This is a genomic window from Synechococcus sp. NOUM97013, assembly GCF_014279815.1.
In the GTDB taxonomy this organism is placed as follows: domain Bacteria; phylum Cyanobacteriota; class Cyanobacteriia; order PCC-6307; family Cyanobiaceae; genus Synechococcus_C.
Genome location: NZ_CP047941.1, coordinates 879,218 through 892,466, shown reverse-complemented (window position 1 = coordinate 892,466; position 13,249 = coordinate 879,218). Strand labels below are relative to the sequence as shown.

Genomic DNA, 13,249 nt, shown 5'->3' with positions numbered 1-13,249 from the left:
GCGCCAAGCAGCTATGGCTCTGATTCAACGTTCATTCCCCTGGATGGGGTGGAGGCGGCGCAAGCAGGAGTCAGCGGGCGTGGACCTCTCCCCCGCGGCTGACCCTCTGTTCGAAGCAGGGCTGCGCTTGCGAGAGCATCGTGAACAGCGTGGCTTGAGCCTGCGGGATTTATCCCGTGAAGTGCGCATCACCACACCGGTGCTGGAAGCCTTGGAGCGGGGCTGGTCTGATCGACTCCCGGAGCCGGCCTACCTGGTGGCCATGCTTCACCGGTTGGAGCAATACCTCGATCTTGAGCCGGAAAGTCTGAGCGGTGCGCTGCCCGAACACGGCTTTCAGCAACAACTGCCTCAAGATCAACGGCGCACTCGCTTCACGCTGGGCAGCATCGACATCTTCACCACCTGGCAGGGCAGCGTGGTGTACGGCGTTGTGATCACGGTCTCACTGCTGGCGTTGAACCAGCAGCAGCGCCAACTGGCGATCAACAACACCAAATCCTTCACCCCGGTGGCCCTCAACCTGCAGAAGCCGGAAAAGCAGGATGCATCCCTGCCGGCACCGGGCTTGCTGGAACTGAGCCTGCTGAAACCCAGCACCATCACTCTCAGCAGTGCGAGTGGCGATGCCAGCACCTTGCGCGGTGTGACCGGTGAACTGAAATTGCAACTGCTTCCGCCGCTGGAGTTAAGGGTGGAACCGGCACCCGTTGAGGGCACAGTGCAATGGAACGGACGACCCCAGCCGCCCACAGAGGATGCCGCCGGGATCTATCGCCTCGACCAAACCTCGGCACGCAACCCATAGCCCAAAAGCGCACCATCAACGGCTTCATCCAACGACACCAGCCGCCAGTCCCAGTTGCCACCGACCGTGCCCGGCGTGTTGAAACGGGCCGCATCATCCAGATGCAATAAGTCCTGCAGCGGAGCAATCACAAGCTGCGCGGTGGAGGCCATGCCGAGCTCCAGCAATTGCCATCCAGGCGCTTCGACTGGAGCATCCAGACAAGCGGCAAAGCGCTGTCGGGACCCCTCATCCAGCTGCTGCCACCAACCCAGGCTGGTGGGGTTGTCATGGGTTCCCGGGTAGACGACCCACTGAGACCCCTGAATGTTGGCGGGAAAATAGGGATTATTGGAATTTCCATCAAAAGCAAACTGCAGCACCTTCATCCCTGGAAGGTGAAAGCGATCCCGCAACCGCTCCACATCCGGCGTGATCACACCCAGATCTTCAGCCACCAGTGGCAACCGCCCCCCCGCATCACGTCTGAGCAGCGCGAGCAGCTCTGCACCTGGTGAACGGCGCCATCGCCCCTGCATGGCGGTGTCATCGCGACCGGGAACGGACCAGTAGGACGCCAGGGCACGAAAATGGTCCAGGCGCAGTTGATCCACCAGCGCCCACTGACGCTTCAGCCGATCACGCCACCAACGGAATCCCGTGCGCCGGTGACGTCCCCAGCTGTAGACCGGCGTCCCCCAGAGTTGACCGGTCGCAGAGAAGTAATCCGGCGGAACACCGCTCTGCTCACGCAGGCATCCATCGGCTGCGATCGAAAACAGGGTGCGATGACTCCAGACATCGGCGCTGTCGCGGGCGACATAAAAGGGCAGATCGCCGAGGATCTCCACACCCAGTTCCGCGCCAAGACGGCGAAGACGCTGCCACTGGCGATCGAGGTGCCACTGGAGCAACTCCTGCTCCAGCAACGCATCCTGATGATCGCGTTTCCAGGCCTGCAACGCATCCGGATCGTGACGAGCCAACCCTGATGACCACTGCCACCAGGGCTGATGGTTGTGCTGCTCCCGCAGCACCATGAAGGCCGCATGGTCCTCCAGCCAACGGGCCTGATCGTTACGCCAGATTTGAAAGGCTCGGTGTCTCGCAGGGTCTTGCTGTGACCAGCACCGCTGCAGGCCGCGAGCGAGGCCGACCGCTCGCTCCTGGGCCAGCTGAAAGTCGAGCTTGGGTTGGACGATGCCAGCACCAGGCAACGCCGCATCATCCGCGCGCGACAAAAACCCCTCATCCACGAGGTCCGTCGCGTCGAGCAACCAGGGATTCAGGGCAAAGCTGGATGGAGAGCTGTAGGGCGATCCCGTGCCATCCGGGGGAGCCAGGGGCAATACCTGCCAGACCGCAATGCCATGCCGTGCCAGCGCCTGGATCCACTGCCGCGCCGAAGCGCCCAGACCTCCACAGATGGGGCTCCCGGGCAGTGCGGTCGGATGCAGAAGCACGCCGACCCTGCGGCGCGACTGCAAGCCGGTGGATTGCGGCTGCGCCATCACTGATTACCCCCAGGAACTGGCGTCATCAGAACAGTGCCGCATCACCGAGATCCTGGCCTTCCATGCCATCGCGCACAACCCGCTCGAAGAACTGCTCCAGGGTGTCTGTCCCATAGGACGGCGTCGCCGCACTGTCGTACTGCTGGCGCTGTTCGTCCCACACCAACATGGACTCCGCGGCGTAGTAACGGCCGATCTTTCCAAATTCGGCAGTGTCTTGCAGCGCTGGAAACCGTTGTGAAAGGAACTCCAGAACGCCTACGGGAACGTCCATCAGAGCGATTGGCAGTGAAATCATCCAGGGCTTTTTGCCGAGAGCCTTGAACAGCATTTCTCCCTGCTGGCGAGCACTCAAGGCGTCTCCAGGTCCCCCGATCGGCAACACCTGATTGGCCTTGTCGCGATCCGTGACGCAGTCAGCGATGAAGCAGGCCAGATCGGCCTCGCTGATGGGTTTGCAACTGGCGAGTTCTCCTCCCTCAAACATCACATAGGGAGCGCCCTTGCGACAGCTTTCGACCTGAGCACCGAGGCTTTTGAAAAAGGCGGTTGGTCGCACGATCGAGTAACTGACGCCTTCGCCTTCACGCAACTTGGCTTCTAACGCCAGTTTCGCTTTTTGAAATTCCAGCAGCGGTTTCTGCACGCAGATGGCGGACAACAACACAAAGTGAGCCATACCCGCCTTGCGGCCCTGCTCATAGGTGTTCAGGGTGGCTTCATAGTCAATCGCCCATGAATCCTTACGGCCACCCGTCCGTGATGCCAAGCAGCTGATCACCACATCGGTGGGTTGATCAAAAGCCTGATCTGCCAATGAATCCGGCTGAGTGACATCGCCGAAGCGAACCTCAGCGCCGGGGAAATCAGCGACCACGCTCTCTTGCTCCTGGCGACCACCAATGCCACTGCGCTCGCGGGCGAAGGCCACAACGTTGTAGCCGCGCTGCACTAGCTCCTTGACCACAAAGCGTCCGATGTAACCGGTGGCACCGAACACCACAACGCGCACCTGGTCGGGCGATCGGTCACGGAACGCGTCGTTTGAAAGCATTGGCATATCGTCAACACCTCCCATTATTCGCGGAAAACCAAGCCAGACTGCGAGCCAGTTTTGGTCGACGCATCGCAATGAAGGGTGAGGCAGCGGGGAGCGAAGCGTCCTCGAAACAGCGCAAGCGCTGGCTGGGTAGCCGCCCTTTCCGCACCATCCTCCGTATTTCTGCTGCTGTGGGCGGTGCCGCTCTGATCGCAGGAGGCTTGGGACTCATCTGGCCTGAACCCGATCCGATGGCGGAAACACCGCCGACTGCCGATGATCCGGCCAGCCTGGCACCGCTTCCCAAACAGTCGGTGATGGTGCTCGTGGTGGGACTCGATAGCGACGGTCTCAATGACCCGAGCAATCGAGCGGCGCCTCGCGGACCCGCCAATGCTGACAGCCTGATGCTGCTGAACGTCAGTGCCAAGGCTCCCCTGCAAGTGCTCCAACTGCCGACAGAGTTGGCGGTGAACCTGCCTGGTCAAGACGAGCTTCAAGCTCTCTCAGCGGCCTACCGCCAGGGAGGTGTCTCCCTCACGGCTGATGTGATTGCCGAAGTGGTGGGGCTCAATCCAGGGCAACCAGATCGCTACGTGGTGATGCCCCGTGAAGCACTCAGAACCCTGGTGGATGGTCTGGGGGAGGTGGACGTCACCCTGAATCAGACCTATTCGCGCAAGGATCTCGCCCAGAACTACACCGTCAACCTTCAAGCGGGCCGACAGAGCCTGAACGGTCAGCAAGCAGAGCAGTTGGCGCGTCATAAACCCAGTCCAGGCGACGAAGAAGACCGGCGCAGGCGTCAGCAGAAGTTGGTGAGTGGAATCCACGATCAGTTGAATCAACCGAATGCCATCACCTTGCTGCCAACGGTGATCGGTGAAGTCTCGATGCAGATCGAGACGGATCTGACCTCTTCAGAAATGCTCAGCCTCGCTGCTGCAGTCCTGAGCAGCCCACAGGCTCCGGTGATCAGTCAGCTCGAGCTAGCACCGCGTGCCGCTCGACAACTGCTTCGCGAACTCAAGCCTGACCAGCCACTGCCGCTCTGGCCGTTGCCTGCCAACGAAGGCGCAGGCAACTGACCAGCCCTGCAGGATCATCATCTGGCCCCTGTAGACAGCCGCACCAGGGAAGTCCATCGGTGCGGCGAAGCTCTGGCGACCAAGTGCCACCTAGCTGTGCCAAACCCATCAGAGAAAGGTTGAGCTCGCGAGCCAACGCCACAGAGGCAGGAACGATGCCGGCAAAACGGCCATCGGGCCGGGGTTCAGCGAGCATCAACACTGGACAACGCCAAGCCGCTAGCGCGTCCAGCCAGCTGCCCTGACCCGACTCATCGACAGCCGCGTCACCACTGAGCCGCAGCAGCGTGATGTGATCGGATGCAGACGAGCTCGTCAGCGTGTGCAGCAAAGGATGGGGCGGCTGACCACAACCCTCTTGCACCAGAACGGCATCAAGGGCGCTGGCGAGGTCGTGGCATGCGGCTGACATCGGTAACTCCGGCAGGGCACCGGCACCGACCACCACCAGGAGGTTCTGAAGCATGAAATCAGCCTAGGGGGCTCAGTTTGACAAGCGCCTGTGGGTCGTCGGGACCACGCAGCACTACGATCGGGTTGCCGAGTTTCTCGTTCGCGGGCATCGTGACCGGATTCCTGACTGCAGCCCGCGCCGAACAGGAGAAGATTCAGCACGACACCCGTCGTCTGAGGTTGTTCAGCGGCACTTCCAACCCGGGACTCTCCCGTGAGATCGCCGCTTATTTGGGCGTCCCGGATGGTCCAAGGGTCTGCAAGCGCTTTGCCGATGGCGAGCTCTACGTCCAGATCCAGGAATCCATTCGCGGCTGTGATGTCTTCCTGATCCAGCCCACTTGCGCTCCGGTGAACGATCACCTCATGGAGCTGCTGATCATGGTGGATGCCTGCCGACGCGCCTCAGCACGGCAGATCACCGCAGTGGTCCCTTACTACGGATACGCCAGGGCTGACCGCAAAACAGCTGGACGTGAGTCCATCACTGCGAAGCTCACGGCCAACCTGCTGGTGACCTCCGGAGTGGACCGGGTGCTGGCCATGGACCTCCACTCAGCTCAGATCCAGGGTTATTTCGACATCCCCTGCGATCACATCTACGGTTCACCTGTGCTGGCGGATTACCTCTCCGATCAGGATCTGGGTGATTTGGTTGTGGTGTCTCCTGATGTCGGTGGTGTTGCGCGGGCGCGCGCCTTCGCCAAACAGATGAATGATGCGCCGCTGGCCATCATCGACAAACGACGCACCGGCCACAACATGGCCGAAAGTCTCACCGTGATCGGTGATGTGGAAGGACGTACCGCCATCCTCATCGACGACATGATCGACACCGGTGGCACCATCTGCGCCGGCGCACGTCTGCTTCGTCAGCAAGGAGCACGCCGTGTGATCGCCTGTGCGACCCATCCGGTGTTTTCTCCTCCAGCCGCAGAGCGCCTGTCGGAAGAAGGACTGTTTGAACAGGTCGTGGTGACCAATTCCATTCCAATTCCTGCAGACCGCACATTCCCGCAGCTGCAAGTGCTCTCCGTCGCCAACATGCTCGGAGAAGCCATTTGGCGCATCCATGAGGAGAGTTCTGTCAGCTCCATGTTCCGCTGAACCAGCAATCCGACCTCAACGGCATGTGCATCGGCGACTGACGGGTGTGCTTGCAGGGTTGCTCGCAGTGTGGATGGGTGCACCTGTTGCAGCCGGTCTGCCCACTGTTCAACGCAAGCGAACTCTCGGGGTCTGGCTCACCAACAGCCCAAGCCGGTTGTATTACGACCGTGCGGAAATGACTCGGGCTTTGAACGAACTGCAAGCTGCAGGGTTCACCGCCATCTATCCGAACGTTTGGAGTCGAGGCACCACCTTCCACCGCAGCCGTTTTGCCCCCGTCGAACCAGCCTTGATCAAAGCTGGTATTGAGCTCGATCCCATCTGCACCCTGGCGAAAGAAGCGCGCCAGAGAGGCATGAAGATCATTCCCTGGTTCGAATATGGCCTGATGGAACCGGCCGACGCAGCCGTGGTTCAAGACAACCCCGAATGGGTACTCGCCAAAGCGGACGGCAGCCGCAGCATGACCATGCACGGCAAGCAGATGTCATGGCTGAATCCAGCGCATCCGGACGTGCGAGAACGCTTCATCGGGTTGGTCATGGAAGTGATGCAACGCTGTCGCGTGAATGGCCTTCAGCTGGATGATCACTTCGCGTGGCCTGTGGAATTTGGCTACGACGCTTACACCTCCACCCTGTACGAACAGGAGACAGGAGCACCACCCCCACAAGATCACACCAACCGCTACTGGATGACATGGAGGCGACGCCAACTCACCGGCTTGCTGCGTGAACTGCGCCAGCGACTCAAACAAGAATCCATACCTCAGCGCATCAGCCTGTCGCCGGGCCCCTTTCGTTTTGCCTACAACCACTGGCTCCAAGACTGGGAGCTGTGGGCTGTGGGCGAACTGATCGATGATCTGGTCGTTCAGAACTACGCCTATTCCTTGCAAGGTTTTGCCAAAGACCTGAATCAGCCTGCTATACGCAAAGCCCGACAGTGGGGACTTCCTGTGCAAATTGGCGTGCTCGCGGGTTTCGGCAAACGCACAACACCAATTCCAGTTCTTGCCGAGAAAAAACGACTGAGCAATGAACAAGGTTACGGCGTAATCTACTTTTATTGGGAAGGATTGTGGGGTGTTCACTCAGGGAAAGAAGGTTCTGAATACAGGAGAAAAGCCCTAAAGCAACTGGGTTCTCAGAACTAATTGTTTATATCTTTAGAACAACTCAAAAGAGGAGTCACACTGGAGCCAGAGGGAAGAGGAACGGAAAAACGGAAAGAAACTGGTCACAACACTCAACACATAACCCCCAAAAAAGGGGTGTTGCAGAGGATTCTGGAAGGGTTACAGAGGGTGCCTGAAGGGTGACTACGAGAGGGAAACCAACCCAGATAACCAGTGATATGGATTCATATCAGGAATCAGACAACTCCTGATTGAGAATCCAATCTATCTCACTCAAATCTCTTCTTGATAGTGAGTTTCAATAAGTGCTACTGGGATTCGGTTTGGTGGGGAGTAACACCAGGAACACTTGTTTCAGATGAGGGATATGGCACCTTTTAGATATCCCCATCACCCACCCAAACAATGCTCACTGGAGCTGATCTACTCGCGCAGGTAAAGGCACTTTCAGATGCCTCGAAGGGTGAGATGGCAAAGGCCTGTGGATATGTCTCCACAAAGAAGGATGGTGGCGAAAGAATCAACTTCACTGATTTCTATCTCGCTCTCCTAGAAGCCAAAGGCCTAGAACTAGGTGGTTCAGAGAAGATGGGTAAGGGAGGCAGGAAGCTCTCCTACAAGGCAGTGGTTCAGGGCAATGGAAACCTTCTGATTGGAAAGGCTTATACCCAACTCCTAGACCTTCAAGTGGGTGATGAATTCACTATCAAGCTTTCTAAGAAGAAGGGTGTAACTCTGGTTCCTATGGGAGCTGAAGATGAGGAAGGCGAAGAGGAGTGATCCTCTAATTCAACTCAGTTCAGCCGGCACTCCTCAGGGGGTGCCTTTTTCATGTCTGTTCCAGGATCCTTCTTATCCTGGTGAAAGAAGAAGACCTATTTGATGTCTCGTAAAACCAATGTCATTGCTGCGGCACTGTCTTTGCTTGCGCTTGGGTCGTCAGTGATTACCGCTTATGCGAACCCATTGGCAAACAATTCGTTCAACAGTGGAGTAGACAAATATGAACAAGGTGATTATCAAGGAGCAATAGCTGATTTCAGCAAGGCAATAGAGATCAATCCTCAGGATGCCTCTGCTTTCCTTAATCGTGGTGTCGCCAAGACTAAATCAGGAGATTATCCAGGGTCCATTGCAGATTTCACGAAGGCACTTGAGATCAATCCTCAGTATGCTTATGCGCTCCACAACCGCGGCGCTGCCAAGGCTGCATTAGGAGATTATCAGGGGGCAATTGCTGATTACAACAAGGCAATAGAAGTGGATCCCAAAGATGCTGTTGCTTATTACAATCGCGGTAATGCTAAGTCTATTTTGGGTGATGATCAGGGAGCAATTGCTGATTACAAAAAGGCACTAGAGATTAATCCCAAGCTTGCCCTTGCCTATTACAATAGAGGAAATGCCAAGTCCAATCTAGAAGATCATCAAGGGGCAATTGCTGATTATAACAAGTCAATTGAAATCAATCCTAGATATAGCGATGCCTACGAGAGCCGTGGCAATTCTAAGTCAAATTTGGGTGATTATCAGGGAGCAGTTGCTGATTACAACAAGGCACTAGAGATTAATCCTCAGAATACTTCTGCTTATGTAAACCGTGGCATTGCAAGAGAATTGATGAATGATCTTCAGGGTGCATGTGATGATTGGAGAAAAGCAGCAGAGTCAGGAGAGAAAGAACCTGAAAAATGGGTGATACAACAGTGTTAGAGGATGTTCCTTGAATGAGAGGAAAAGGTTATCCCTTTCAGTTCAGAAGGCACTCCTCACCTCAGGGGGTGCTTTTATTGGGAAGGATTATGGGGAGTTCATAGTGGCAAAGAGGGGGCAGACTTTCGCAGAAAGGCTTTACAAAAAACGAGAACCGCAAATCGACAAGCCTCTATCGAAGAACGCACTTAAGAACATCATCGAGTCGCGAACTAATCCAGTGGCGGGTAAGACTCTTTGCAGATCGCGATCATCATGATCAGCAACTTCCTTAAACACTCATTCACCGACTTCAACACACCGACCTTTGAAAAGCTTATGAATAAAGCCTCCCTCGGTCCTTCCTCGTCCCGTTGAAATCAAACGCCCAGGAGGCTCAAGCTCAATGGAAAGCTTCGAGGTGTAGGCAACAGTGGTGCCAAGATCAGGCAAAGTGATCATGAGAACACGTCCAGAGACATCGCTAAAGAAGCGGAAGACTATTGGAAAGACGAGCCCCAACCACTGCATGAGGCCATTACCTCTGGCCGCTGCGTGCGTACAGGAGTCTGCCAGCAGACAAAGCTGCTATCACTAGGGAGGTCATGGCCATAGCAATGTCTGAAACAGGTACCGAACACGAGACGGACAGCAGCAACCTGCCCCATGAAGAGCTGACCGAAGAAGAGCTCAAAGGACTGAGCGGTGGATTCAAGTTCCACAGGCAGGAACGGAACCCAACCCAAGTTCCACTTTCAGAGCCACGGGATGATTGAACAATGCCCAAGAATGCCCCAGAGACACCTACATTTCCAATCAACTGCGTTTTTTCTGCTTTAAGAGCATCACCATGGCTAACTCAATCTGTACTGATCTGGGATTGGAGCTACCAAACAAGGAATGATGACGATGACCAGTTGATCAGAGCGCATGGAAAAATCGCAACAGATTTCGATCATGATGGTGAGGGATGGCATGAAATCCTCGCCATCGTTGGCTCGCACAATGGAGATCAGATCACGGGATTAGTCCCAGCAGGGCAATCCATCCCGGGCAACGATCCGTACGAGGGTGACAACAGAATCAAATCCATTTTCAGTCGAGAAGACAAGGCACAACTCAGCAAGAATGGTTTTCAATACAAGCTCGAGGACGGAAGTTATGCCAACGTCTTTTTTGGATCTTTTTTCGATCCTCCCTCTTATGTTGAATTCCATTCAAGACCCCCTTTCCCAGACGGTGCCATTGCACCGAACACAGAAGTTCCGATTGAGTTCATCGCCATCCCAGACCTCTGTTGATGACGAAAATAAAAAAGACGACAACAGATTTCTTCACATCCGAGACGACTGAATAAGGGAATACTCAAACCTCAAACCACCGAATTCAACCAATCAAGGAACACATGATTCACTTGATCAGGAGTGAACTGCGTTTTTTTGAAAGCTGCCAGGATCGCGCCTGGATGACGTTCACTGCAGGTGCAGCGTGCTTCATCAGCATCGGCAACCCTGAGACGATCGATGCCTGCCCCTCCCTGAGGGACATGCCAGAACACCGCGTAGTTGTAATCCATGACCCCTGAAGAGGAGGGACACTCTTCTGGTAGCCATGAATGCGCAACATTGAACTGGATTGCGGCCAGTTCACACCGAGGCAATCCGGCGTCCGGAGCATCAGGCCTGCATCAGACTGACCACTTCGCGCGTGTTCGTGGACAGGTCTGCGTCAGAAAGCACAGACAGCGCCTGCTTCACCGCCGCTTGGCGCTCAATGCCGTAGGTGCGCCAGCGGCTGAACACCTTGGCCAGGCGAGAGGCCGTGATGGGGTTGCGCTGATCCACAGCAATGATCTGCTCAGCCATGAATCGGTAACCACTGCCATCCAGTGCATGGAAAACCCTGGGGTTGCCCACAAGGCCGCCAAGAACCGCACGCACGGAATTGGGGGCCATCGGGTCATATTTGGGATGTTCCAGTAAGGCCGCCACCCGCTCCAATGCATCAGTGCGTGGCGTGGATGCTTCCAGGGCAAACCAGGTGTCAAAAATCACGGGGCGCTCCTGCCAACGGTCGTGAAACGCTTTCAACGCCTGATCCCGTTCAGGACAATCCAACGGTTGCAAGGCCCGCAAGCCTGATCGTGCCAGCGTCATCGACGCACCATTGACCGCCGCAACGGACGAAAGCCGTGCCGTGGTATCGCCAGCGGCCGCAAGCCAACTCCAGATCACGCCGGTGAGTTGGCGCTCACCCTGGCCGGCTGGCCAAACCTGTTCCAGCCCTGAAGCCACAGCATCCAGACGGGCTTGCAGCAGCGATGCCAACTGCGACCCAAAATGCTCCCGCAGTTCGCAGGCAGCGCGTTCCAGAGCCGGAGGATCTGCTTCGGTCTGGAGCGCTTCCAGTTCCGCTTGTCCAGGAAACGCCAGCAGCGTGGCCAAAACAGCTGGATCGTTCTCACCCTGCTGAGACAACAGTTGACGCAGCGCCTCCAGCATCCGCGCCTCCAGCGCCAGGGCAGGCGTGCCGGCAGCACGAGCCAGCATCAGTTGTTTCCAGAGCTGCTGACCGGCATCCCAACGCGCGAAAGCATCGTCATCCCCTGCAAACAGGGCAAACAGATCGTCCGTCGACTGAGCAGCATCCCAGGTGACCGGCGCAGAAAAATTGCGGAACAGCGAGAGAACAGGGGGCTGGACTGCCGGAGGCAAGCCCTCCACCACCAGCGTCTGTCGTTGCTGATCAAGCACGAGCAAGTGTTCCTTTCCAGGACGACCGTCGGGACGAATGGCGGCCCAGAGCACTGGGATCACCAGCGGCAGCTTCTCAGGCTGCCCCGGCGTGGGGGCGGTGATCTGCTCCAGGGTGAGCGTCAGTCGCCCGTCTTCTCCGTTCCATTGCGAGCTGACCGTGACTCGGGGCGTCCCGGCCTGGTGATACCAACGGCGGAATTGATCGGGGTCAAATCCCAAAGACTGACCGTCGGAGGAGGCTCCTTCGACGATGGCGGTGACGAAATCTTCCGTGGTGGCGGCTTCACCGTCATGACGCTTGAAATAGAGGCGCATTCCTTGCATGAACCGCTCGGGGCCCAGCAACGTGCGCAACATGCGGATCAGTTCTGCACCCTTTTCATAGATCGTTGTGGTGTAGAAATTATCAATTGCCTGGTACGCATCGGGCTTCACCGGATGGGCTGTGGGCCCGGCATCTTCCCGAAACTGAGTGTTGCGAAGCATCGCTGCATCTTCGATCCGTTTCAATGGTTCTGAGTGCAGATCAGCGGTGAAGCATTGATCTCGGAAAACGGTGAGGCCCTCCTTCAATGACAACTGAAACCAGTCACGGCAAGTGATGCGATTGCCGGACCAGTTGTGGAAATATTCATGCCCAACAACACTTTCAATCCGTTCCAGTTCGCCATCCGTAGCCGACTCAGCATCGGCAAGCACCAGTTTGGAGTTAAAAATATTCAACCCCTTGTTTTCCATCGCGCCCATATTGAAATGGCGCACAGCGACGGTGTTGAATTCATCGAGGTCATATTCCAGGCCATAGACCGATTCATCCCAGGACATCGACCGTTTCAGTGATGCCATGGCATGGGCCGTATACGGTTCATCACCCGCTTCCACATGAAGCCTGAGGGTGATGTCACGACCCGACGCGGTCACGTAATGATCGCGAATCTCCCTGAGGTCACCAGCAACAAGCGCAAACAAGTAAGACGGCTTAGGGAATGGGTCTTCCCAGACCGCCACATGGCGCGAGGGATCATCAGCCAGGGGTTCCACACTGATCGCATTGCCGTTGGACAACAGCACGGGGTAGCGCTGGCGGTCCGCCTCAATGCGCACGCGAAAGCGGCTCAACACGTCGGGGCGGTCGGGGTGAAAGGTGATCCGCCGGAAGCCCTCGGCCTCACACTGCGTCGTGAGCATGCCACCACTGACATACAGCCCCTCCAACGACGTGTTGGTCTTGGGGTTAAGGCGACTGACGGTCGTGAGTTTGAAGGGTTGCGTGGGTGGGTTCCGGATCACCAACCCGCCACCCGTCAGTGAATAGGCCTCCTGAGGGAGAGGCTGGTCGTCGATCGTGATGGACACGAGCTCGAGATCAACACCGCGAAGCTCCATGGCCGTGGAAGCCACAGCATCCATCGGTTCCACTTGAAACGCAGCCGTCACGGTCACAAGCGCATCGCCCACGACCACATTCAGGTCGATTGCAGGAATGCGAAACGGATACGGGCGGTAGTCACTCAGACGAACCGTGGGCTGGGGTGCGGCGGCGGAAACCATGAGCAACTCATGCTTTGCTGATCCTGCCTGGCATCAGCAGCAACCGGTGGGAGGGAAAACCTCACCCAGACGACAGGCGGCCCTCCATCAACAAAAATCCCGGAAGCTGCAACGCTGCAAC

Annotated in this window: 12 protein-coding genes; 7 read left to right on the top strand and 5 right to left on the bottom strand. The window is 56.8% G+C overall.

What is annotated here, in order from left to right; all coding sequences use genetic code 11:
* Positions 1-13 precede the first annotated feature (13 nt).
* A complete protein-coding gene (locus SynNOUM97013_RS04575) occupies positions 14-808 on the top strand; it encodes a RodZ family helix-turn-helix domain-containing protein (protein ID WP_186480966.1) in 795 nt (264 codons plus the stop codon).
* Here SynNOUM97013_RS04575 and malQ read toward each other — a convergent pair.
* Together malQ and SynNOUM97013_RS04565 are read right to left on the bottom strand one after the other, a co-directional pair.
* Complete coding sequence (gene malQ, locus SynNOUM97013_RS04570; RefSeq protein WP_186480965.1) at positions 772-2,298, bottom strand: 4-alpha-glucanotransferase; 1,527 nt, start codon at positions 2,296-2,298, stop codon at positions 772-774. The genes SynNOUM97013_RS04575 and malQ overlap by 37 nt on opposite strands.
* 28 nt (positions 2,299-2,326) lie before the next feature.
* A complete protein-coding gene (locus SynNOUM97013_RS04565) occupies positions 2,327-3,361 on the bottom strand; it encodes an NAD(P)-dependent oxidoreductase (protein ID WP_186480964.1) in 1,035 nt (344 codons plus the stop codon).
* Positions 3,362-3,432: 71 nt separating this feature from the next.
* Here SynNOUM97013_RS04565 and SynNOUM97013_RS04560 point away from each other — a divergent pair, with 71 nt between their 5' ends.
* Positions 3,433-4,428, top strand: coding sequence for an LCP family protein (locus SynNOUM97013_RS04560; protein ID WP_186480963.1), 996 nt, complete (start codon positions 3,433-3,435; stop codon positions 4,426-4,428).
* On the opposite strand, the gene SynNOUM97013_RS04555 is transcribed toward SynNOUM97013_RS04560, so the two are convergent.
* Positions 4,367-4,894, bottom strand: a complete 528-nt coding sequence (locus tag SynNOUM97013_RS04555) for a hypothetical protein (RefSeq protein WP_186480962.1) — start codon at positions 4,892-4,894, stop codon at positions 4,367-4,369. The two genes, SynNOUM97013_RS04560 and SynNOUM97013_RS04555, sit on opposite strands and share 62 nt — an antisense overlap.
* 98 nt (positions 4,895-4,992) lie before the next feature.
* On the opposite strand from SynNOUM97013_RS04555, the gene SynNOUM97013_RS04550 reads away from it, so the two are divergent.
* From SynNOUM97013_RS04550 to SynNOUM97013_RS04530, 5 genes are all read left to right on the top strand, one after another.
* Positions 4,993-5,988: a ribose-phosphate pyrophosphokinase gene (locus SynNOUM97013_RS04550; protein ID WP_186480961.1), complete on the top strand. Its 996-nt coding sequence runs from the start codon at positions 4,993-4,995 to the stop codon at positions 5,986-5,988.
* Positions 5,989-6,061: 73 nt separating this feature from the next.
* Entirely contained in the window at positions 6,062-7,147 is a 1,086-nt protein-coding gene (locus SynNOUM97013_RS04545; RefSeq protein WP_255442981.1) for a glycoside hydrolase family 10 protein, read from the top strand.
* Positions 7,148-7,534: 387 nt separating this feature from the next.
* Positions 7,535-7,909, top strand: coding sequence for an AbrB family transcriptional regulator (locus tag SynNOUM97013_RS04540; RefSeq protein ID WP_186480959.1), 375 nt, complete (start codon positions 7,535-7,537; stop codon positions 7,907-7,909).
* A 102-nt stretch (positions 7,910-8,011) separates the two neighbouring features.
* Complete coding sequence (locus SynNOUM97013_RS04535; RefSeq protein WP_186480958.1) at positions 8,012-8,842, top strand: tetratricopeptide repeat protein; 831 nt, start codon at positions 8,012-8,014, stop codon at positions 8,840-8,842.
* 758 nt (positions 8,843-9,600) lie between these two features.
* Positions 9,601-10,122, top strand: coding sequence for a hypothetical protein (locus SynNOUM97013_RS04530; protein ID WP_186480957.1), 522 nt, complete (start codon positions 9,601-9,603; stop codon positions 10,120-10,122).
* A gap of 71 nt (positions 10,123-10,193) precedes the next feature.
* Here SynNOUM97013_RS04530 and SynNOUM97013_RS04525 read toward each other — a convergent pair whose 3' ends face one another.
* Together SynNOUM97013_RS04525 and pepN are read right to left on the bottom strand one after the other, a co-directional pair.
* A complete protein-coding gene (locus SynNOUM97013_RS04525) occupies positions 10,194-10,397 on the bottom strand; it encodes a hypothetical protein (protein WP_186480956.1) in 204 nt (67 codons plus the stop codon).
* A gap of 100 nt (positions 10,398-10,497) precedes the next feature.
* Positions 10,498-13,128, bottom strand: a complete 2,631-nt coding sequence (gene pepN, locus SynNOUM97013_RS04520; RefSeq protein WP_186480955.1) for an aminopeptidase N — start codon at positions 13,126-13,128, stop codon at positions 10,498-10,500.
* Between the last annotated feature and the right edge of the window lie 121 nt (positions 13,129-13,249).